The organism is Streptomyces tropicalis (assembly GCF_029269835.1).
Lineage (GTDB): Bacteria > Actinomycetota > Actinomycetes > Streptomycetales > Streptomycetaceae > Streptomyces > Streptomyces tropicalis.
This window is the reverse complement of the sequence record NZ_JARJBB010000002.1, coordinates 101,610-124,039: the sequence shown is the minus strand read 5'-3', so window position 1 is coordinate 124,039 and position 22,430 is coordinate 101,610. Positions and strand designations below refer to the sequence as shown.

General features: G+C 63.4%; 13 protein-coding genes and 1 pseudogene. 7 read left to right on the top strand and 7 right to left on the bottom strand.

From position 1 onward, the window contains the following. Nucleotides 1–283 precede the first annotated feature (283 nt). Nucleotides 284–964: an LAETG motif-containing sortase-dependent surface protein gene (locus P3H78_RS04515; RefSeq protein WP_276107445.1), complete on the top strand. Its 681-nt coding sequence runs from the start codon at nt 284–286 to the stop codon at nt 962–964. Between the two features lie 1,099 nt (nt 965–2,063). Here the strand turns inward: P3H78_RS04515 and P3H78_RS04510 are convergent. The 4 genes and pseudogenes from P3H78_RS04510 to P3H78_RS04495 all read right to left on the bottom strand — a co-directional run bounded on the left by P3H78_RS04510 (nt 2,064) and on the right by P3H78_RS04495 (nt 5,202). Next, nucleotides 2,064–2,555 carry a DUF6023 family protein gene (locus tag P3H78_RS04510; protein WP_276107444.1) on the bottom strand — a complete coding sequence of 164 codons (492 nt, stop codon included), beginning with the start codon at nt 2,553–2,555 and terminating at the stop codon, nt 2,064–2,066. A gap of 458 nt (nt 2,556–3,013) precedes the next feature. After that, nucleotides 3,014–3,535, bottom strand: a pseudogene (locus P3H78_RS04505) (transposase family protein); the annotation flags it as partial. 10 nt (nt 3,536–3,545) lie between these two features. Then, nucleotides 3,546–4,643 carry a hypothetical protein gene (locus P3H78_RS04500; protein WP_276107443.1) on the bottom strand — a complete coding sequence of 366 codons (1,098 nt, stop codon included), beginning with the start codon at nt 4,641–4,643 and terminating at the stop codon, nt 3,546–3,548. A gap of 97 nt (nt 4,644–4,740) precedes the next feature. Next, a complete protein-coding gene (locus P3H78_RS04495; RefSeq protein ID WP_276107442.1) occupies nt 4,741–5,202 on the bottom strand; it encodes an SUKH-4 family immunity protein in 462 nt (153 codons plus the stop codon). 769 nt (nt 5,203–5,971) lie between these two features. Here P3H78_RS04495 and P3H78_RS04490 point away from each other — a divergent pair. The 6 genes from P3H78_RS04490 to P3H78_RS33365 all read left to right on the top strand — a co-directional run bounded on the left by P3H78_RS04490 (nt 5,972) and on the right by P3H78_RS33365 (nt 20,613). Next, a complete protein-coding gene (locus tag P3H78_RS04490) occupies nt 5,972–9,442 on the top strand; it encodes a helicase-related protein (RefSeq protein WP_276107441.1) in 3,471 nt (1,156 codons plus the stop codon). Nucleotides 9,443–9,522: 80 nt separating this feature from the next. Continuing rightward, complete coding sequence (locus P3H78_RS04485; protein ID WP_276107440.1) at nt 9,523–12,384, top strand: DUF1156 domain-containing protein; 2,862 nt, start codon at nt 9,523–9,525, stop codon at nt 12,382–12,384. Then, nucleotides 12,384–15,797: a DUF499 family protein gene (locus P3H78_RS04480; protein WP_276107439.1), complete on the top strand. Its 3,414-nt coding sequence runs from the start codon at nt 12,384–12,386 to the stop codon at nt 15,795–15,797. Before P3H78_RS04485 ends, P3H78_RS04480 begins: the two co-directional genes overlap by 1 nt. A gap of 298 nt (nt 15,798–16,095) precedes the next feature. Then, nucleotides 16,096–16,410, top strand: a complete 315-nt coding sequence (locus tag P3H78_RS04475) for a hypothetical protein (protein WP_276107438.1) — start codon at nt 16,096–16,098, stop codon at nt 16,408–16,410. A 482-nt stretch (nt 16,411–16,892) separates the two neighbouring features. Next, the gene (locus P3H78_RS04470; protein ID WP_276107437.1) at nt 16,893–19,997 is read left to right on the top strand and encodes an HD domain-containing protein; all 3,105 of its coding nucleotides are present in this window, start codon (nt 16,893–16,895) and stop codon (nt 19,995–19,997) included. Beyond that, nucleotides 19,927–20,613 carry an SLATT domain-containing protein gene (locus tag P3H78_RS33365; RefSeq protein ID WP_369015697.1) on the top strand — a complete coding sequence of 229 codons (687 nt, stop codon included), beginning with the start codon at nt 19,927–19,929 and terminating at the stop codon, nt 20,611–20,613. Before P3H78_RS04470 ends, P3H78_RS33365 begins: the two co-directional genes overlap by 71 nt. Before the next feature lie 440 nt (nt 20,614–21,053). On the opposite strand, the gene P3H78_RS04465 is transcribed toward P3H78_RS33365, so the two are convergent. The 3 genes from P3H78_RS04465 to P3H78_RS04455 form a co-directional block, all read right to left on the bottom strand. After that, nucleotides 21,054–21,335: a glutaredoxin domain-containing protein gene (locus P3H78_RS04465; protein ID WP_276107436.1), complete on the bottom strand. Its 282-nt coding sequence runs from the start codon at nt 21,333–21,335 to the stop codon at nt 21,054–21,056. 93 nt (nt 21,336–21,428) lie between these two features. After that, a complete protein-coding gene (locus tag P3H78_RS04460; RefSeq protein ID WP_276107843.1) occupies nt 21,429–21,821 on the bottom strand; it encodes a hypothetical protein in 393 nt (130 codons plus the stop codon). Further along, nucleotides 21,821–22,273 (bottom strand): ATP-binding protein, encoded by a 453-nt coding sequence (locus P3H78_RS04455; RefSeq protein WP_276107435.1) that lies wholly within the window; start codon nt 22,271–22,273, stop codon nt 21,821–21,823. The genes P3H78_RS04460 and P3H78_RS04455 overlap by 1 nt, the downstream gene beginning before the upstream one ends. Nucleotides 22,274–22,430: the final 157 nt, after the last annotated feature.

Genomic DNA, 22,430 nt, shown 5'->3' with positions numbered 1-22,430 from the left:
TTCCTTGCTGCCCCGACCGTCGATCAGGGGCAGTGGCCGAATCCTGCTGCCGACGGCCGCTCACGGGACCGGTGGTCCATGACGCGGCCTCCCGCACCCGCGCGATGGGGAGTCGTGAACCGCAGCCGGGGGCGGCTGCGTTGACAGGCCGTCAAGGTGCGATGATGAGCCGCTTCGCCCGGGCCCCCGGGCCCCGAAGCTTCTCGCGGGTGTGCGCCCGCGGCGAGCGTGGTCCCGCATCCGGGACCAGGCTCGCGCCACATTCCCTGGGGAGGGTCCTGTGATGTCCAAGCGCGCTGTCACCGCTGTCACCGCCGCCGCCACGGCTGCTGTGCTGCTGAGCTCCGGCGGAGCCTATGCCTGCAGCATCCGCGACTTCACCGCGAAGGCGACATGCGACACCAGCACGGGTGAGGCACGGGCCGCCATCACGGTCACGGACAAGGACCCCTCCGGCACGCCCGCGGACATCACCGTGCGGATGCGGATGGCGGTCGGTACCGACGGCGAGACCGTCGGCACCGGGAAGATCGACCACCCCACCGCGGCAGGTGCGAGCACGACGATCCTGGTGCCGTGGCTCCAGGGCTACCAGTGGAACGTCTCGGTCACCGCCGGCGACCTCGTCGACGAGCGCCTGACGGACCTGCCGATCTCCCCGGACACTCCCTGCTCGGTTGCCACCTCCCACCCGTCCGGCACTCCGACCGCCACGGCGTCGCCGGCGCCCGGCGTGACGCCGAAGGGCAGCGTGACGCCGACCGCCACCGCCGTCGTGCCGGCGGCCTCGACGTCTCCGGCCCCGTCGACATCCGCAGCGTCGCCCGTGGCGGGAACCGGGCTCGCCGAGACCGGAGGCGGCAGCGGTACCGCGCTGATCGTAGGGTCGGCCGCCGCGGCGATCGCCGCCGGCGCAGGCGTGCTGTTCGTGATGCGCCGCCGCACGGCACCCGGACGGAAGTGACCGCGGACCCGCGCCTTGCCGAGCGCCAGGGGGCGCACGCGTCTGACGATGCGTACGCCCCCTGCCCGCCGACCACCGACCTGTGCAGGCCCAAGCGACAGCCCGTGACGGGAACCACTCACGGAGTTCAGGCCGGGCCCATGGTCCCGCGGATCGTCCGCCACACCGGGCCGCCATTGGCGCTGAAGCTCCCCCATCGTCATCCCGCCACGCTGATCACGCCGGATCACCGCATACAGCTCGGCCTTCGAAACGGCTCACCCGCCACGATCCCTCAAGATCCCACCCCACCCACAGCCCGTCCACGGACCCCGACACGCCCCACCCTGGACGGCCTATGTCTCACATGCGCGAAGACCCCGGCTTCAGAATTTCCGCTGGTGACGGGCCTTCAGACACCTCATGGCGGGTGACCCGGCAGGATCTGAACCTGGGCACACGGCTCCGGCGCCCAGGTGAGGTCAGAGGGGCTCTACCTCTCTGGCCTGCGGCGCAGCCGATCCTGGCCCGCCCCACGCGCCGAGAATCTACTTGCCGGCGTGAGCTACGTCCGAGGCTGGGGCCAGGCTCGACGCGGGGCCGACCGGCTCGCCGAACAACTTGCCGCATTGGGGCGGGAGGCGGACTTCCCGGGGCTCACGGCGGACGTGAACGTGCGCGGTGACGGCTTGGTCCGCCTCGGCACGGTGACCCCGGAAGCGGCCTTGCTGCCGGCACGGCTTATCGAGACAGACTTGGAAGCGAGGCGCCGTAAAGGGTGTCGCTCAGGGCCTGCATTGCCGTAAGCAGAAGCGTGCCTACAGCGCGAGTCTGGCCAGGTGGCCTGCAGTTCGGCCGGGACCGGCCCCAGCGCCGCAGCCCGGGCGGACAGCAGGCCACCTCGGGTGCGTCATCGGCCTGGAGAGCTGCGATCATCCGGGGCTTGATGCGACGCTGAGCTGGGTGAACCAGGGGAATGGGACATCGTCGCACCCTGCTTCGTCGCACCCTGCTGACTTCGCCGTGGCTCTCGTTCTGTTCGCTGCGGCTGTGGTGTGGCACATCGGAGGCGGCTCGGTCGGGCCGAGCCGCCTCGTGGTGGCGCAGCCTTCGGATTCGATCAGATGGTGTCGATCTGCCAGGCGATCACGCCGGTCGAGCCCTTGGCGCCGTCGACATCGATGCGTACGTGATCGCGCGCGGTGATGCGTTGCTGCACGACTGTCTGATCGCACGGCACCTTGGTCTTGGGACCAGCCTTCACCGGCGTCAGTGTCACTTGTGCGCTGCCACTTCCTGCACACACCAGGTTGAGTCTGTATGTCTTGCCTCGACTCAGAGTGGGCTCCGTGTGGATGCCGTCGGTCACGCGCTCCGCGCCACCCTCGACCATCGTGCCGCTCTGCACGGCGGCCAGGGCCGCCTGCGCCTGGTTCGTGAGCTTTTCCTCCTGTGCCTTGGCGGCAGCCTGAGATGCGCTCGCCGCGGGAGGGGGAGTGGTGGCGTGTGCAGCCCTACTGTCACCACCGCCGGAAGTGCAGGAGGTGAGCAGCAATACCGACGCTGCCGCAGCGCATCCAGCGAACAGAGTTCGCGGGCCCAGGTGGGTCATGAGGCAGATTCCCAGTACTTCCAGCCGGTCTCGGACGTGGGCAGGGTCGCTGATCCGTGACCGATCTCGACGCCACCACAGTTCCTGCCACTGCCGGAACGGTACTTCTTCCAGGTCACCTTGTAACCCCACGAACCGTACTGCAGATGGCCGTACTTGTTCTTGGTGATGTTGCGGGAGTAGGTGTGTCCGGTGGTGACGGTCACACTGGCGCCGATCTTGACGCTGACGCTGGCCTTGGCCTTCCAGATGACGCCGCTGACCTCGAAGTCGCCGGTGCCCGTTACGTCGGCGGAGATGGTGCCCCCCTTGGTCACCACCACGGTCATGGTGCCGCCCGGGCCGTCCTTGTACTTGGTCCCGTTCCACCACGAAGGAACGTGGACGGCCTGCTTCGAGGTGATGCTGTACCAGGTGGACGGCGTGTCGCACATGGCCGGCATATTGTCGCTGAGCGGCTGAGCGGCGGCGTCGTCCCAGTCTGCCCGGTTGCCGGGCAGGGGCCGGCCGACCACCACGACCAGGCGGGTGTCGGCGTCCATGACCACCTGATGGGTCGTGGAGTAGCGGTAGTTCTTCGACTGCTCGGCGATCGTGTGGTCCCGGGTGGGCACCAGGGTGCCGTCCACGATGAGCACGGTGTCCTTGCGGAACCGCTTGCGCGGCTGGAGCGCGAGCATCGGCCCGAGGTGGTCGGTGATCCTGTCCGCGGCCGACTTCGAGATCCCGAAGAGCGGAGCCAGCTGGCGCACCATCAAGTTCGTGCGCCAGTACGCCGCGAGCAACAGAACGCGGTCCTCCAGCGTCAGCCCCCAAGGGTGTCCCCGGTGCGTGTCCACTGCATGCTCACGCCGAACCGCAGACACCAATTTGCCGAAGCAGCGCGGGCTCAGCCCGGTGAACGGACCTATCCAAGACGGTTCCGACGCCGTGAGCACACCAGCCGCACCAAGATCATCTAACCCCTGACCAGGGGTCACGGGACAGCCCTTAGCTGCTCACACCAGTGAGATCCGTGAACGCGGCCGTGCCTGAGTATCCGATCAAGAAGCCGATGAGCACTCCGCCCCAGAAATCCTCCACTGTGATGAAGGACTGCGCCTCAGACTTCCGTGCAGCGAAGACGATCGCAGCACTGCTAAGGATGACGGCGAGCACGAGTGAGCTGATGGCTGGTCCTAGTTGCTGATGGGCCAGAGTGCTAAAGCTGTGCGCGTCCTGGAGCGAGCGGGCCACACTTCCCACCATGCCGCCGAGCGCACCACCGGTCATAACGTTCCATAGTGCTGCTTTGAGGGGCACTGTGAGGGCGGTGGTATTGGAGAAGACCCGGCGCCGTTCGGAGCCTTCGCCCTGCACATTCGGCGTTGCCTTCGGGTCATTAGCGTTGGGGGCCGGCGTTAGGCCGTAGACGACAGTGATCTGCAGTCGGTAGCTGGCGGGGATGAAAAACGGGCTGCGATCGGTGCCGAGGCGGATAGTCCAGACGTCAGTGCATCCAGGCTCCAACGCCGCACCGGACGGCAGGGAGCCCACGAGCGGGACCCGCTCCCGATCGCTCACGGCTGGGTCGTGCACGATGACGGTCGAATTATCGCTTGCCGTGATGTGCATCTGCTGGGCCGTGCTGTGGAGGTTGACCGTCGCCCTGTCCGAGACGCTCAGGTGCAGCTTCCCTGTGCTGCCGTGCAATCGCCCTAGGTCAATCTCGTTCGCACGGTCCAGTTGAAGGACTTCCTCCTTGATCCGAATTGTTTCGTCGAAGTCGGCCGGTTGGAGACCTTTCAGCTCGCTCAGAAGCGAGATTTTGCGGGCCGACCTTGCTCGTATCGCCTCCCGCAATGCATCCGCGTCCGCCGCGGATAGGCCTCCAGAGTCCGAGTTCTCTGATGATTCGGACACCCGCCAGTACAGCTGGGTCGGCAGGCTCAGCTCCACCGCATCGATCCAAACGGGCACAGCGAACGGGTTCTTGACGTGTAGATAGACCGTGAAGTCTGTTCCTGAGTACACCTGTGGAACGGAGAGATCGACCGTGAGGTCGAGCAACCCAAGTTGGGCCGGCGGCCCCGACAGCTCAGTGATCACCCGCTCAGGCTACTGAGTCGTTCAGAGACGCGGGGTCGCTTTGCAGCAGCTGGGCGCCCCGTAGGCCGCGGATCTCGGACTGGCCGATCGTGCGTGGTCACACACTCATGCCGTAGCCCAGTTCCTCAGCTCCGATGTGCCAGAAGGCGTTCTCGTCGGCAACGGCCTCGGCATCAAGCGCCCGGAATCGTTCCAGCAACGCTTCTGTGAGCGCGTCGGCGGCCTGCTCGGCCAGGTCCACGGTCTCGGCGTCGCCCAGACCGTCGCCGGGCCCCTCGTATGCCGCGGCCTCGGCAGCGGCCTCCTCATAGGCGCGGTTGAAGGCGACGAATGCTTCAACGCTGGAGTTCACCAAACCGGGAGCGCCGTCCTGCGGCAGGCACCACAGTGAGCCGTCGTCACGCCGTACGCCGAGCGCGCTCAGCCCTGCGTCGACAGCGACCAGGACGTACCGCGCACCGTCGACCATGCGTTCCGCGAAAGGGGAGCCCTGCCACACCCCGGGGTACGGACAGCGAGCACATCCGGCCAGGAGTGAGACGAGTTCAGCGTCGATCATGCCGAGAACCTAGCCCGTGCCGCCGACACTTCACCGTCCCTGTGAACCTATGCGGTCACAGCACTGGGCAGTCCAGCGTCGGCTTCGCAGGGGGCTCTTCCCGCGTGCTGCCCCATAGTCGCGCAGGGGCGATCCGCTGGTCCATCCGTCTCGCCTCGCTCGTACTGACGATGCGTGTCGGAGATATGTCGCGGACACTGAGAGACAATGAGAGCGGGCGGGCGTCAATGAGACTGACTCCCGCCCGCTTCTGTAGGCATCCGCCCTGGTCAGCGCTTGATCCTTGCTGATCCTCGGCGAGTGCCCCCGGCAGGATTCGAACCTGCGCACACGGCTCCGGAGGGCGCTTCACGCTCCAGGAAAATCGCAGCTCACAATCTCAAGTGAGCCGGATTGCGGCGCGCTCGTCCACGAATGGTCCATGGGCGTCAGTGGCGTCCAACAGCGGTCCGATTGTCGCGACTGGCCTAGTTCCATCATTGTCTGGTGCCACCATCGCGACATGCCCGTGTCCCTCCGCACTCGCCTGCGGCGGCTGTACCTCCCAGCTGACCCGGAGTCGACCCATCAGTTGGCGGCGTCGCCTCCGACCTGATCTCCGCGAGGATGTGAAATTTCCATGGAGAAGATGGTTGAATGCTACACGTGCCGTGTCCTCGTTGTGCTCGTCAGTGACGTCGGACACGGATGACTGCCTCGCGAGGAAGCATCGACCTCAAGGGCAGTCGACGCCGAAAGCCCTCGGCGCTTGGTTTGGGGGAGGGGTCCTATGCACGCCGATGATGTCGAGCCTGGGGTTCGCCTGACCGGATTGGCCTCGGGGTCGGTCACCGTCGTGGCTGCCACGCCGATCGGTGACGCCCTTCAAGTCACGGTCCGCGACGACTCCGGGCACCTGTTCGATCAGGTGCTCTTCCCCGAAGACATAACCGGGCTGCGGCGTGAAGCACCGAGGTCCCGGTGGTCGTTCGACGCCGAGCCTGAACAGTTCCGTCTTGCGGCTGAGGCGCTGCGCATGCGGCACGCGGGTCTGTCGGACCCGATGCTGGCAGTGGAGACCAGCGACATCGACCCGTTGCCCCACCAGATCCGCGCCGTCTACGGCACCCTGCTGGCCCAACCTGGCTCCCTGCGCTTCCTGCTGGCAGATGATCCTGGCGCAGGAAAGACGATCATGGCGGGTCTGTATCTCAAAGAGTTGCTGCTGCGTGGAGACGTGCAGCGTTGCCTGATCGTCGCCCCCGGCGGGCTGGTCGAGCAGTGGCAGACCGAACTCGCGGAGAAGTTCGGGATCGAGATGGCGATCTTGACACGCGATCTCGCGGAGGCCGACCGCGACGGCGACCCGTTCCGGCGCAACCCGATGCTGATCGCGCGCATGGACCAGCTGGCCCGCAACGAAGAGTGGCAGACCATACTCGCGGAGTCGGAATGGGACCTCATCGTCGTGGACGAGGCCCACCGCATGAGCGCCTCCTGGTTCGGCAACGAACTCAAGCGGACCCGCCGCTATGAGCTGGGTCAGTTGCTCGGCAGGATCACCCGGCATTTCCTGCTGATGACCGCGACCCCTCACTCGGGGTCGGAGGCCAACTTCCAGACGTTCCTCGCTTTACTGGACCCTGACAGGTTCGCCGGGCAGTACCGCCAGGGTGTGCACTCCACCAACACCACCGGACTGATGCGCCGGATGATCAAGGAGGACTTGCTCACCTTCGATGGGAAGCCGCTGTTCCCCGAGCGGGTGGCCGAGACCGTCGAGTACACGCTCTCCCCACTGGAGATGCATCTGTACGAAGAGGTCACCGAGTACGTGCGCACGGAGATGAACCGGGCCGAGCGAGCCGACGGCAGACGACGCACCGTCGGCTTTGCGCTCACGGTCATGCAGCGACGCCTGGCGTCGAGCCCGGAAGCGATCTACCAGTCGATCCGGCGCCGTGCCGTGCGTCTGCGCGCCCACCGCGAGCAGATCCTGGCGGGCCCGTTCGTTCCCCCGCCTGAGACGCTGTCGTTCAATCCAGACGACTTCGACTCCGACGAGCTGGGTGCCGCCGAGCTGGAGCAGTTGGAGAGCGAGGTCCTGGACGTCGCCACCGCCGCGCGCACGGCGGCCGAGCTGGACGCCGAGCTCGTGGTCCTGGCACGTCTTGAAGAGATCGCCCAGCAGGTCCGTGCCTCGGGTGAGGATCGCAAGTGGCAGGAGTTGCGTTCCCTTGTCCTCAAGGCTCGCGAAGATGGTCTGAGTAGTGACCGCCAAGCGCCGCACAAGATCATTGTGTTCACCGAGCACCGTGACACCCTCGACTACCTTGCAGGCCGGATCACCACCCTGCTGGGCGGTGATGAGGATGCGGTGTGCACCATCCACGGTGGCACCGCGCGACAGGCTCGTCGGGAGATCCGCACCAAGTTCACCAACGACCCTCGCTGCCACGTGCTGATCGCCACCGACGCCGCCGGCGAAGGACTGAACCTTCAGGCCGCGCACCTGATGGTGAACTATGACCTCCCCTGGAACCCCAACCGAATCGAGCAGCGCTTCGGGCGTATCCACCGCATCGGCCAGCGCGAGGTCTGCCGCCTGTGGAACCTCGTGGCCTCCGAGACCAGGGAGGGCCAGGTCTTCCAGCGTCTACTGACCAAGATCGAGCAGCAGCGCCGCGCCTACGGCGGCAAGGTCTTCGACGTCCTGGGGGAGAACGCCTTCGCGGACGAGCCGCTCCGTGACCTGCTCGTGCGAGCCATCCGCTACGGTGAGCAGCCCGAGGTTCGCGCCTACCTGGACCAGGTCATCGACAAGTCCGTAGCCGACGGCCTCCAGGAGCTGATCAAGGAACGCGCACTGGCCACCCCGGAGATCGGGCTGGAGGAGCTGGCCGAGTTGCGTCGGCAGATGGACGAGGCCCGCGCCCGGCGCATGCAGCCCCATTTCGTGCAGGCTTTCGTCATGGAGTCCCTGCGTGCCCTGGGTGGGCGGGCCTCCAAGCGGGAGAAGGACCGGTTCGAGCTGACCCAGGTGCCCGCCGTGCTGCGCGAAGGTCGGCGTACCATCAGCCCGCGCTATCGGCGCATCACCTTCGAACCCTCGGCCGTGGTGATGGTTGGCCGCCCGGACGCCGAGCTCATAGCGCCCGGTCATCCGTTGATGGACGCGATCATCGCCGAGATCCTGAACAGGTACGGCGACACCCTGACCCGTGGATCAACCTTCCTGGACCGGGCCACCACCACTCCCCGGCTCGTGTTCGCACTGTTGGAAGAGCTCTCGGACGGACGCGGCACCGCAATCAGCAAGAGGTTCGAGTACGTCTCCGTGCTGCTGGACGGAACCGCCCAGCCGGCAGGCCCCGCCCCGTACCTCGACCTGTCACTGCCCGCAGACTTGAACCTTGAGCAGCACACCGCACTGGCCCTTGCCATTAACTCCGAGCTGTCCTCTCCCTGGCTTGCCGACGGCGTTGAGAAGATTGCTCAGAACTGGGCAATCCAGCATGGCCTGCCTGAACACCGGGCCGACGTCGTCGCTCGCGTCGTCCCGGCTGTCGAGCGGACGCGCAAGCTGGTACGTCAGCGGCTGCTGGCTCAGATGAACTACTGGGACGGCGAGTCGATCAAGCTTGCCGAGGCACAGGCGGCAGGCAAAAAGATCCGTATCTCACCGGCGACAGCACGTGACCGCGCCCGTTCCCTGGAGGCTCGACTCGCGCGCCGCCAAAGCGAGCTGGACCTCGAGGCTCAGGTCACCGTACATCCGCCGACGATCATCAGTGCAGCGCTCGTTCTGCCCGCCGCGGTAGTCCCGGGCATCGCCGGCGAACAGCCGACGCCGGACAGCTTCGCCCTTGACACCACCGTCACCGAGCGTCGTGCCGTAGATGCCGTACTGGCTGCCGAGCGTCGGCTCGGCCGGGTGCCTGAGGAGATGGCTCACTCCAACAAGGGCTTCGACGTCTGTTCCCGAAAGCCCGACGGCCACCTGATCTTCATAGAGGTCAAGGGGCGTGTGCTGGGCGCTGACAACTTCACTGTCACCACCAGCGAGGTCGGCTACGCCAAGAACGCCGAGCCCGACTACCGGATCGCCCTGGTCGCCGTCGACCCCGACACCCCTGACGGGTCGAACGACCAGGTTCGCTATGTGCTCAACCCCTTCGCCGACCTGGTCCTGGACAAGTACGTCGACGACCTGCGCCGCAACTGGAAGGCGGAATGGGGCCGTGGTGTAGAGCCCCTCTAACACACAAGATCCACACGCTTTCATCCGCTCGAACGCCACCCGAGGCACGGTTCGAGCGCCTCGGAATCTAGATTGAGTAGGTGAACACCGCAGTGCAGCCCGGAACGACGTCAGGTTCTGTCCCCCGACGCAAGCTCATCGAGGTCTCCCTCCCGCTGGAGGACATCAACGCCGAGTCCGCCCGCGAGAAGTCGATCCGCCACGGGCACCCTTCGACGCTGCATCTGTGGTGGGCTCGCCGACCGCTGGCGGCGGCGCGGGCTGTTCTGTTCGCTCAGCTCGTCGACGACCCGTCTTCGCATCCGGAACTGTTCCCCACGGAGGAGGAACAGAAGGCGGAACGCGAGCGCCTGCATGGGATCATCCGACGGCTGGTGGTCTGGGAGAACATCAACGACGAGGGCTTGTACCGGGAAGCTCGCGAGGAGATTTTCAAGAGCACTGGAGGAAACCCGCCAGCAATCCTGGATCCGTTCGCGGGCGGTGGGACGATCCCGTTGGAAGCGCAGCGCCTGGGACTGGAGGCTCACGCCAGCGACCTCAATCCGGTACCCGTACTGATCAACAAGGCTCTGATCGAGATCCCGCCGAAGGTCGCGGGACAGCCGCCCGTCTTCCCGGGGGCTGCGGAGAGTCGATTGGGGCCTTGGCCGCGCGCCACCGGTCTGGCGGAGGACGTGCGCCGCTATGGCACGTGGATGCGCGACCGCGCCCAGGAACGTATGGGGCACCTATATCCCAAGGCGCAGGTGCCTGTGCTGGGTGCCGACGGTGAGCCCACCGGGAAGACCACAGAGGCCACTGTCATCGCCTGGATCTGGACTCGGACGGTGATTTGCCCGAACCCAGCGTGCGGTATTCGAATGCCACTGGTGCGTTCTTGGTGGCTAGGGAAGAAGAAGGGCAAGGAATCGTACGTTGTCCCGGTGGTAGTAGACGACACCGCAGCGCCCGGAGGGCGGCGTGTGAAGTTCACGATCGGGCACGACCCGAAGCAGGCACCGACGAAGGTGAACGACGGAACAATGGCTCGAGGCGCCGCGCATTGCGTCGCTTGCGCCGCGACCGTCGAATTGAAGTACATCCGCGAGGAGGCGAAGCGAGTGGGGCTCCACGCGGTACTCATGACCGTAGTTGCAGAGGGCCAGCGCAAGCGAATCTACCTCGCTCCCACGCCTGAGCACGAGCAGGCTGCACAAATCTCACGCCCGGAAGAAGTGCCGAGCCAGTCGGTACCGACTCACAATCACGACGTCGACCGCCTACCCATGTACGGAATGCCCACCTGGGCTGATGCCTTCACAAACCGACAGCTTACGGCGCTCACAACTTTTGGTGATCTCGTCGGTGAGGCTCGAGAGAAGCTACTCACCGACGCTGTTGCGGCGGGGCTCCCCCCGGGCGAGCGTCTGTCGGAGGGTGGCACTGGGGCCGAGGCGTATGCGGACGCAGTTGCGACCTATCTGGGTCAGGCCATGAGTCGCCTATCCTCCACTAACTCATCGCTGTGTCGTTGGAATTCTGCACCCTCGAAGGAGAGCGTTTCCGATACCTTTGCCAGGCATGCGCTATCCATGCTGTGGGACTTTGCTGAGGGAAATATATTCTGCAAGGGGCCGTGCGACATTGTCTGGAGCACAACCTGGGTGTCTCGAGTTTTGGAAATGCTACCTGCATCAACCATTGGCACGGTTTCTCAAGCTAATGCAGCTAATCGCGACTACACGAATCTTCTCGTTGCGACGGATCCGCCATACTATGACAACATTGGATATTCCGACCTGTCGGACTTCTTCTATGTCTGGCTGCGCCGTTTCCTACGCAGTGTTCACCCGGAGCTGTTCAGCACGATGCTCGTGCCCAAAGCCGAGGAGCTCGTTGCAAACTCGTACCGGCACGGAGGCAAGGAGAAGGCGGAGAAGTTCTTTGAGGACGGATTCGAGAACGTCTTTGCGCGCACACGGCAGACAGCCTCGTCGAATTACCCAATCACTGTCTTCTACGCTTTCAAGCAGGCCGAACTGGAGAAGGAAGGTGTCGCTTCCACAGGGTGGTCAACCTTCCTAGAGGGTATGGTCCGTAGCGGCTGGACAATCACCGCGACGTGGCCCGTTCGCTCGGAACGCGGCGGTCGAATGATCTCGGTGGGGACGAACGCACTCGCCTCATCAATTGTTTTGGCTCTGCGCCCCCGCGAGACAACAGCCCCGGCGACGGATCGAACGGGGTTCCTGGTTGCACTGCACACGGAGCTGGAGGAAGCCTTGCCCCGCATCCGTGAAGGGGCAATCGCCCCGGCAGACCTGCGGCAGACGATCCTCGGCCCAGGTATGGCAGTGTTCTCCCGCTTCTCCCGCGTACTGGAGGACGACGGTTCCACAATGTCGGTGAAGACCGCGCTGGCGCTGATTAACCAGACGTTCGACGCCTTGCAGAACGAGCACGACGCCGAACTGGATGCCGACACCCGGTTCTGCCTGGACTGGTTCCGCTCCTACGGCTGGGATACCCGCCCCTACGGTGACGCCGAGTCGCTGGCTGTGCCTCTGGGGCTCTCGGTGGACGGGATCGCCCGCGGCGGAATCCTGACCTCCGGCGGCGGGAAGGTCGCGCTCATCAAGCCGCTGGATCTGGACCCACAGTGGGAGCCGGCCCATGACGACCGGCTGTCCGTGTGGGAGGTCACCTGCCATCTGGCACGCGCATACGCGACTGAAGGACGCGAGGAGGCCGCCAGGCTCATGGCTGGCATGAAGGGGAAGGTGGACTTGGACGAGGTCAACCGCCTGGCCACCCGCCTCTATGAGCTGATGGAGTCTCAGGACTCCCTGACCGCCAGCCTGTTCAATGGGCTCGGAGGGGCGTGGGCAGATGTCTCCGCGACGTCGACCACCATCCGCCCGGCCGCTGTGGCCGAGACGCTCTTTGGGGAGGAGATCTGATGGCGCTGACGAACAACGAGAAGGTACTGCGTGGACTCGACCAGCTGCTCGAGGGGATGCGTCCGTGGGTCGACATGCGTATGTCTGCCCAGGCTCCGGCCAGCAAGGACTGGGTCGAGCTGATCGCCGCGGAGGACGAGGCAAAGTTCGGCACAGCCAAGACGTACTCGCGGGACGACGTGCGGTTCCTGCTGCGCATAGTCACCGAGAGATGGAAGGTCTTTGAGAAGGACCTCTCGCGCCCGCAGTCCGCGTTGGCCTCCGAGCTTCGGGAGACGGCGAACGCGGCTCATCACGGACAGAAGTTCTCCTCGGACGACACGTACCGCGCACTGGACACGATCGAGCGTCTGCTGACGGTGATCGGTGCCGCCGATGAGGCCGATGCGGTCGCGAAGATGCGCATGGAGCACCAGCGGGAGGTCTTCGAGAAGCAGACTCGGAACCGGCTGACGCGTGAAGCGCAGGCGATCAAGGTGGCCGGCATGCAGGCTGGTACTGCGATCAAGCCGTGGCGTGAGGTCATCCGGCCGCACGCCGACGTGATCCGTGGGCAGTTCTCCGCCGCGGAGTTCGCCGCCGACCTGTACGCGGTGGCACATGGCCACACTGCGGCGCCCGAGTACCTGAACCCGGCTGAGTTCTTCTCCCGTACCTATCTCACCAGCGGTCTGTCCGACCTGCTGACCCGTGCACTCAAGCGCCTCTCCGGGGATGCCGGGGCAAGCCCGGTGATAAACCTCCAGACCCAGTTCGGTGGCGGCAAGACGCACTCGATGCTGGCCCTGTACCACCTGTTCTCCGACGGCCTCACCACGAACGCGCTGCCTCAGGCCGTCCAGGACGTCGTACATGCCTCCCTGCCCACGGCCAAAGGCGATCCGCTGAAGTCTCTGGACGTGAAGCGGGTCACCCTGGTGGGCACGAAGCTCTCCCCGAGCCAGCCGATTCTCAAGGACGATGGCACGCAGGTGCGCACGCTCTGGGGGGAGTTGGCCTGGCAGCTCGGAGATCGCGAGGCGTTCGACCGCGTAGCGATGGCTGATGCGACCGGCACCGACCCCGGCGACGCGCTGGACGCCGTCGTACGCGACGTCGTTGCCAGCGGCAAGAGCGTGCTGATCCTGATCGACGAGTGGGTGGCCTATGCCCGCCAACTCGTCGGCCGCGACGACCTGCCCGGCGGAACGTTTGCAACGCAGCACACCTTCGCCCAGCACCTGACCGAGATGGCCAAGTCCATCCCCGGTGTCATGCTCGTGGTCTCCATTCCCGCCTCCGACTCCCTGGACAACGGAGGCGGCGGCTCGGCGCTCGAGGTGGGCGGCCCCAATGGGCACGTCGCTCTGGAAACCCTCCAGCACACCATCGGCCGGAATGCCGACGACTGGCGGCCGGCCAACAACATCGAGTCCTTCGAGATCGTGCGGCGGCGCCTGTTCGAAGAACCCGACGCCGTGGCCCTGGCGGACATCGCCGCGGTGGCCAAGCAGTACGTGAAGTACTACCAGGAGAACACCGGGTTCTTCCCTCGCGAGACGACCACCGGCGCGTACGAGCAGCGCATCCGAGCGGCGTACCCGATCCATCCGGAGCTGTTCGACCGGCTCTACGAGGACTGGTCGACGCTGCCGAAGTTCCAGCGCACCCGCGGCGTGCTGCGTCTGATGAGCGTGGTCATCAACTCACTGTGGGCCGCCAATGACACCACACCGCTCATCACCCCCGGCGCCGTGCCCGTCCACGACACCCAGGTATTCAGCGAGATCACCAAGTATCTCGATGACAACTGGAAGCCGGTGGTAGACAAGGACGTCGACGGGGAGGGGGCCACCCCGGTTCAGATCGACCATGAGCGTCCGTCGTTCGGGCAGCGAGCCCTTACTAGGCGTGTCGCCCGATCGGTGTTCATCGCGACCGTCCCGACGCTGCGCTCGGCGCACAAGGGCGTGGACATCCAGCAGCTCCGCCTGGGCACCGCAGTTCCTGGTGACGTCATCAACCACATCGGTGACGCGCGCGCCCTGCTGGGCCAGCGTGCCACCTACTTCTATGAGGACGGCGACCGCTCCTGGTACGACCTGGCCGCTTCGGTCTCCCGCGTGGCCGCCGACCGTGCGGCCGGCTACAGCGAGGCCGACGTGCACGCCACGATCGTCGAACGCCTCAAGGCCACAGCGAAGGCATCCAAGGCTTCCTTCGGTGCCGTGCACGCCGCGCCTCTCGACACCGGGGACATCCCCGATTCCGAGGTGCTCAAGCTCGTCGTCCTGCACCCGCAGTTCACCTGGGGCAAGGACGCCTCCACCGCGACGGACTTTGCCGCGCGTCTCCTCCGGGAGGTAGGCAACGGGCAGCGGCAGCGCCGCAACATGCTGGTCATGGTCGCCGCCGATCGGGATACCTACCCCGAGCTCGACGGAGTGGTGCGGGAGTACCGGGCCTGGAAGTCCATCGCGGATGAGGCCGAAGAACTCGAGCTGAGCGCCCAGCAGCGCAAGCAGTCCGTCACCCGCGCACGCCAGTTGGACGCTGCCGTCGATGACCGTGTCCGAGCGGCATTCACAGCAGCGCTGATCCCGACCGAGCTGCCCGGCCAGAAGCCAACCATCTCCTTCACTCGTATTGCCAAGGACGGTGGTTCCCTCGCCGAGCGCGTCACCGCGGCGCTCAAGGCCAAGGGCTGGATCACCCCGGTGCTCGGGGCCACGCTGGTGCGTATGGCTCTCGAAGGCGCCCTGGCCAACGCCTGGGGCAAGGGGCATGTGAGGTTCGGTGATCTGTGGTCCTGGTACACGCAGTACCCCTACCTTAAGCGCCTGCCCAACCGGCGGGTGCTCGAGCAGGCCGTACTCGGTGCTGCCGACGTCCTCCTCTGGCAGCAGGACGCCTTCGCCCTCGCCGACCGCTACGACGAGGCCACCGACGAGTACCAGAACCTCTGGATCCACGGCGACAAGCCCGATCCCAGCTTCGTCACCGACGACACGCTCCTCGTCCAGCCAGCCCGAGCCGTCGCCCAGCGCGCACGGGTTGTGGCCACCCCGCCGATCGAACCGGTCATCCCTGCGGATGGCGGCAATAGCGGTGAAGGCAGCAGCCCGTCTCCCAGTGCCAGCGCTTTCACGCCTACGCCGGTTCCCGGCTCTCAGCCTTCGCCTCCGCCGGCAAAGAAGGTCACGCGCAGGTTCTGGGGTGTCAAGACCCTCAACCCCGACCGTCCCGCTGCTGACTTCGCCAACATCCAGCAGGAGGTCCTGGCGCACCTCGAAGCCGCCGACGGCGTCACGCTCGAAGTCCGTATCGAGATCACGGCAAGCACTGCCGACGGATTCACCGAACAGCAGGTACGTACCGTCCGAGAGAACGCCGCCCAGCTCAAGTTCGAAGATAGCGGGTTCGAAGAGCACTGAGCCTCGTCCGGCGAGGCGCGCTACATTCTCAAAATGCTCCAGCGCTGCCGAGCACCTCAGCCGATCGTCTGGACTGATGACGATCGGCTGAGGCCACGGTGTTCTTGTACTCCCAGATGTACAGCACTTGCGCTGACCACCGCTTTAGGAGTTCGATCGCCGCTCGATCCTGCCGGGGAGCCGCCCGACCACGCTGGCTATGCCAGGCCGCCTAGGAGTGCTGGCGTCCGGCTCCGTTGATGTCACTTGTGGATGTCAGAACAGCCCAACTGCGGTCCTTCGCTGGCACTATGGCTCTGTGGTTGTCCTGGAGCGCATTACGGCAGAGATCACGGCCTACTTCCGAGCACTCGACGAGAGTGCCACCCTGCGACACCACTTCCGCCACGCTGACGAAGACGGCGGCCTCTGGTACGTCGAGGCCGTACCCGACCGCGATGCGTTGATCGTCATCAAGCAGGTCGAGCTGACCTCGGCCGGCCAGTTCCACTGGTACAGCTGGGAGCACCTGGAGGACGAGCATGGTGGCCTGACAGACCAAGCGATCGACCCTGAGGTGGATCCGCTGGAGGCTATCTCGGCTGAAGAGTTCCAGCGGGTGTGGGCTCGGTGAGCGGGCCGGACTACCACGTTAGGAGAGAGGCTGGGTGATCTGTGGGCTGAGCTGCGACTTCGTCGGCCGAGGCAGCGGGCGGCTACTCGACCGCGGGGCACCGGCGTTGACCGTGACTGACCCCTGCATCTGGCACGGTTGTGGCACGAACCTCAGCCGACGACAGTCAGCCACGACGGCGGGTGCGTCGACCGATCAGGCGCGCGTGTGCTTCGCTGCAGTCCCACCGGCCTCAGCCACGCTGCCAGTGCCGTGGACCAGAGCAAGCTGCGACGGCCGGCACATGTTCATGGGCGCCTGAGCTCTCAGCTTGGGAAGATTGATGCTGCCCTCAAAGGGTGGGCTGGACTATGACCGGGAGGTCGTGCTGCGCCGGATCTCTCTACCACAAGGCAGCACTTTGAGGGGAAAGTTAGAAGTTTCCGGTACGCAGCTAGCTAATGAGCGCTAACCTCAGGTAGAAGACGACCAGGGGGCCTATTGTGACCGAATTTCCATCACTCGCAGAGCAGTATGCGGACGAGGCATGCCGCCTTGCTGCATTTGGCGGGTTCAATCTCACTCAGGCTCGAAGGGAGCTCGAGGAGCTACTTGGAAGAATCGGTCATTACGGCTTCTTTGACGAATACACCAAGCATGACATCACGCATATCGATGCGATGTTGAAGAAGCTCGATTGGCTTGTGACGCCGCAGACTCGCGAGGCAATGACGCCAGCAGACTGGCTACTTATTGTTCTGTCTGTCTACTTTCACGACCTTGGCATGCTGGTCACTAAGGATGAATACGAAAGACGCGACGAGTCGGAGTTTTCAGATTTCTGCAGGAGTACTCTCAACACGCCCGATGCCGAAGGGAGAGATTACTCCGCCCGCCTTACCAGTTTGAGCAAGCATGAGAGGGAAAAGTTTCTCTATCAGGAATTCGTGCGCTATAATCATGCCGCTAGAGTGCGCAAATGGGTTGAAGGGGACTCTTCTACCAACCTCGGTGCGAGTGAGCGTATAGTTTCGGAAGTTCAGCAGCTTTTAAGTTCAATTGAATCTGTATTCAAAGAAGACCTGGCTAAGGTGTGCGAAAGTCATCACCTGGATGACCTTTATGACGTAAAGAAGTACCCTGTAGATCAGTACTACGGATCGTCAGATCTTGAACGAGCGAACGTGCAATTCGCTGCTGTGCTTCTTCGCACAGTAGATCTGCTCCACATCACGCGTGACCGTACTCCGTCGGTCGCATTTCGCGTGTTCAACCCCTCAGACCCCATCAGTCAAAATGAATGGGCAAAACAGTCAGCCGTACGTGCTGTCGTAGCGATGAAGGGTACAGATAAGGACGGAATTCCTTCAGATACTGCACCGCAAGACGCTATTGCCATCCATGCAACTTTTACTGACGAGAATGGCTTCTTCGGGCTAACATCATATCTGAAATATGCCGCCGACCAATTGCGGAAAAGTCACGAATGGGTGCAGCGTTCAAATTCGAGCAAAGGCTCTAAGTACTTTTTTCCATGGAAGGTTATCGACACTACACGTGTGGAGGCGCGCGGATTCCTCACGGAGCCGTTTCAGTTCACAATCGATCAAGAGCGAGTTCTCGACCTTCTGACCGGACACACTCTCTACAATGACACTAACGTAGTTCTAAGAGAACTCGTACAGAACTCGATTGATGCTGTTCGAGTGAAGCACGGCTCCAGTGCGCCGCAGCATGGAGAAGTACGCATTCGCTGGAACAGTGAGGAACGCACACTCGAGGTCTGTGATAATGGAACTGGTATGACTCAGGGAGTCATTGAAAATAATCTTTTGCGGGCAGGCTCTAGCCTCTATCAGGATCCCGAGTTTCGCAAAAAGAACCCTTCCTTTAGTCCCATTAGCCGGTTTGGTATTGGTGTCCTATCAACCTTCATGGTCGCTGACCAAGTCGAGATCATCACATGCCACCCCGACGAGGAAAAGGCTCGACAGCTTTCCCTGCGCTCGGTTCATGGGCAGTACTTGGTGCGCACTTTGGAGAAGAATCACGAAGTCCCAGCGTCTATTCGCCCGCACGGTACCATTGTGAAGTTGACCCTACGGCCGAGTGCGGAACTGAAAAACGTAACCAAGACTGCGCAGCACTGGATTGTATTGCCAGGATGTAACGTCACGGTGCAAGAAGACGAAGAAGCGGCCCAGACGGTTGGTTACTCCTCTGTGGGGCATGCCCTAGAAGACTCGATTAGGCACACTAGTCCTAGCCGTGCTTCGGCGCTGAAGAAAGGTGAAATTAAAGTAGTCGAGCGCCAGAACGAGGGTATGTCGATCGCTTATGCCCTAAGGTGGAACGAGCACTTTAGGGAGTGGACCTTCTTGGCGGCCGAGCAGCGCTCAGCACGAAAAATCATTCACGATGCTGCTCTTACTACGGGCGTTTGTGTTTCCGGAATCCGCGTTGAACAAGTCACGCCTGGTTTTCGCAGTATTGGACCTATCGCGGCGCTTGCAAACACTTTCGGCCCGATGTCCCCTCGCACAAATGTCGCCAGATCAACTCTGGAACCGACACCTGAGTTGAGCGACTTTGTACGGCAGTGCTACGAAGCCTACTGCCGACATGTAATCGAGGAAATTCAGCAACTGCAAACCGAACGTCAGCACTCAATTACCTGGGCGACTGAGGAAGCCGTATTTATTGCCGGGCCTCTCAGAAAAGCAGGAAGCCCTCCGCTGTCTTCGACGCTGCTTAGAGAAGCAATTCAAGGGATCCCCTTTTTCCTCGTCGAAGAGGAAGGCGTCAGGAAAAGAGTAACAGTCCAAGAGTTGCGTCAGTACGACAGAATTGAAACCACGGAGAGTGCTGTTACTGAGCACGTGGAATATCTACTTAGGGAGCTTCCGGGCGGCACCCGCGAATCCGTGCTTGATCTTCTTCGCGCGCATCAAAACGACAACTCTTCATCGAGTAATCCCATTCTCTGCTCACGCCTAGGGAGAACGGATGAAGTCGACGAGCTTTTCCTGTCGGAGTGGGAGATCGGTGAGGTAGCTGGAGACATCGGTAATCGAACCTGCAGCGTCACCTGGTTTAAGAAGACTGCTAGTCAGCGGTGGACGCCCGAGGATGTACTTAACAGCCCACTCGATCTCTTGGAGCGCGAGCGCGACAGCTACTCTGGGCAGAACGCTACTCCTCTCGTCAGAGTTCCAATCGGTGAAGTAGCTGTTTCCGGATTCAGTGACAACATGCGAGGGTTCATTGCAGGAGATACTCGGTACCTTCTGCCTGGTCACCCTTGGCAGGGGATGGTGGATGTACTCACTTCGGAGGGAGCTCCCGAAGACTCCGCGACACGCTTGCTCTTGCTCTGTTGGCTTATCACTCAAAGAACAGGTCTGGAGGAGTACTATAGCCGTTTTTCTGGAACCCGTAGGGCATTCTCTGCAGCAGAGACTCAAGAGACGTTGCTGAGGCTTGGGCTCCTGCACTTGGTCGATTGGTCAGAGTTCGTGGAAATTGCTCGCAGCGGGAATGCGTCGGTGCAGTTTTTTGATACCCGAAAGTGGCAGCGTTGGGGCGGGGGTTATGGCTACTTCCAGTGAGGCAAGAGGCGTGGCGTCAAATAGTCGTTACGGAACTGGTGACTTGCGGGCCGTAGCGTTGCCAGAAATGGTAAAGCGAGGAGGCGAGGCGAAAGCTATCCATGAACTGTACTCCTGGGTTGAGTCTTTTGTAATTGAATCGATCAACTGGTACACGCGAGAGAAGGTCTCAAAGTCGAGATGGTCGCGTTTTCTGCGAATCTCAGCTGTGCTGAGCTTCGCCTTAGGAACAGTCGCGCCAGTGGTGGTGGTGGGCATGGGGTGGTCCCGCCAAGCGATCTGGGGATACGGGATAATCGGGCTAGGTGCTTGCTGCGTTGCCGTCGATAGGGTGTGTGGGTTCTCCTCCTCGTGGATGAGGTATGTTTCCACTGCTATCTCCCTAAATCGTCAGCTGGTGATGTTTCAGGCATCGTGGCTACGGATTGAGGCGAAACTAGTTCAGCAGCCGAGCTCAGATAGCTTTTCCGAAGCGGTGCAGGAACTAGTGAGATTCGTCGACGTGACGTCTCTGCTGATGGAGAATGAAACCTTGACTTGGGTGTCGGAGTTTCAAAACTACGTCGTTCAACTTGAGACTGGTTCGGTTCCTGCATTGCCGCAGCGAAGTCAGTAGCTATCGCATTTCCCCTGCGTCTGGTTGTTGCGGTCGAATATTCCCAGGTCGACGGAGCGACGCTGGGGTGACGCTGCTTTGGCGCGAGTGATCATGGCTTCGTAAGCTTCTGGCGCGTCGGGCAGTCTGTGGACCTGCCAGGTGAAGCACGATGTGGGAACCATGATCTGCGAGGCTCTCGCCAAAGTGGCCTCGTAAAACCGTGGAGTCGACCGCCCCAGCCGCGATGTATCCCCCTTCTCTGGAATCAGGCGGCTGATTTCCGTGAGCGCGGCACGGGCGCCGGCCGGGCTGGAGCGGGACGAAGGCAGGAGCGCAGGCCCGGCCGGGGGCCGGGCCGCGCGCGGTGAGCGGAGCGAGCCGCCTTGAACCAGTAGAGAAGGTTGTAACTCATGCTGCTTGGCGGGGCTGTCTGACTTCACGTGATGCTTGACGGGACCTCAGTCAGCCGGCTTGCCCAACAGGTGTGGCGCGTAGGCCTCGACCGCTTCAAGGAGCTCTCGCTTCGATGGGTTCACCATGGATCGGCCTGCCACGGTCACCGTGGGCACGGTCTCGTTCCCGTCCGCGACCGACCGGACGAAGGCCGCTGCATCCGGGTCCCGCCAGATGTTCACCTTGGAGTACTGCAGGTGCGTGAAGCGCAGTTGCGTGAGCAGCTTCAGGCAGTACGTACACAAGGGGCGCCAGTAGATGACCACGCCGTCCGGTTCCTCAGGCACAGGTGTCTCCCTCGTTTGGATGCGTGCTACGAGGAGCGTAGGCGCGGCAGCTGCTCAGAGGACGTGGATTCTCCTGGCGCCGGCCAGCATGCGTTACTTCAGATCGGCTGTGCCCGTGTGGGGTTTGAACCGGTAGGCGCACGCCGGTAGTTCTGCGTCCTTTCGGAGTGCGAGTCCCAGGAAGATCACCGGTCGAATCGTCCAGGTGATGCGTGTGCTGCCATGCGTGACCGAGACCCTGCAGGGCTTGCGAAGAAGGAGAGCGCGACGCGTGGCGATGCGGCCCTCGTACAGCCAAGCCCATGCCTCGTCGGAGGCCTCGGGGTCGAGCGCGGGAGAGATCGTGCGTAGAGCGACTGCAACCCACCTGTCGGCCTGAGCTGCCGAGTAGGCATCGAGTGACGCGCGGAGTTCGGGCAGCTCAGCACTGTCCCTGAGGCCTGTGGTCCAGCACTCGCACCAGTAGCCATGCTGGGGCTCGTCCATCAGCACTGGCGGACTCCGGGAATCGCGTCCGCCGTGTGCTCCGGGGAGACCGCGGGACGGTTGCAGTCTGCCGGGACGCGGAGTTCGGCCGTGACGGTGCGGCCGGAGTCGTCGCCGCCAACCGTGATGCCGTCGGCCAGGGCGGCGACCATGCCGAGTCCTCGGCCGTGGGTGGTATGAAGCGATGCCCTTTGGATCTCGGGAGTGCTCTTGGAGCTCCCCGAGTCGGTGACAGCGATGAAGGTCGTCAGCTCGGAGACGGTGAGCGCCACATGAAAGGTGCCGGCAGCGTTCCCGCTGTCGGTGTGCCGGAGAGCGTTGGTGCCGAGTTCGGTCACGATCAGTGCGGCGTCCTCGGACCGGGGGTGGCCGTCCAGCGTGGCTCGGGTCCAGTTGCGTGCGGTACGGAGTTCCCGGGCTTCTGCGGGGAAGGTGCGTCGATGGGTGGGCATGGCGTCCTCCACGGCGGTTGACCTGCTGCTTTCTGTGCCGGCCAAACGGACTGGCTGACACGGACCATGCAGAGCCGTACAATTAGTACTAGCACCGTACCGAATGTGCGCGTACGGGGAGTGCGGGTTCGTACTTTTCGTGCGGGCGGGCTGCGCA

What these genes read in the sequence shown, in the direction of transcription:
- P3H78_RS04480 (WP_276107439.1), top strand. Translation starts at nt 12,384, where the DNA reads ATGGCGCTGACGAACAACGAGAAGGTACTGCGTGGACTCGACCAGCTG.
- P3H78_RS04460 (WP_276107843.1), bottom strand. Translation starts at nt 21,821, where the DNA reads ATGGACGAGCCCCAGCATGGCTACTGGTGCGAGTGCTGGACCACAGGC.
- P3H78_RS04510 (WP_276107444.1), bottom strand. Translation starts at nt 2,555, where the DNA reads ATGACCCACCTGGGCCCGCGAACTCTGTTCGCTGGATGCGCTGCGGCA.
- P3H78_RS04515 (WP_276107445.1), top strand. Translation starts at nt 284, where the DNA reads ATGTCCAAGCGCGCTGTCACCGCTGTCACCGCCGCCGCCACGGCTGCT.
- P3H78_RS04455 (WP_276107435.1), bottom strand. Translation starts at nt 22,273, where the DNA reads ATGCCCACCCATCGACGCACCTTCCCCGCAGAAGCCCGGGAACTCCGT.
- P3H78_RS04490 (WP_276107441.1), top strand. Translation starts at nt 5,972, where the DNA reads ATGCACGCCGATGATGTCGAGCCTGGGGTTCGCCTGACCGGATTGGCC.
- P3H78_RS33365 (WP_369015697.1), top strand. Translation starts at nt 19,927, where the DNA reads ATGCGTCGGTGCAGTTTTTTGATACCCGAAAGTGGCAGCGTTGGGGCG.
- P3H78_RS04495 (WP_276107442.1), bottom strand. Translation starts at nt 5,202, where the DNA reads ATGATCGACGCTGAACTCGTCTCACTCCTGGCCGGATGTGCTCGCTGT.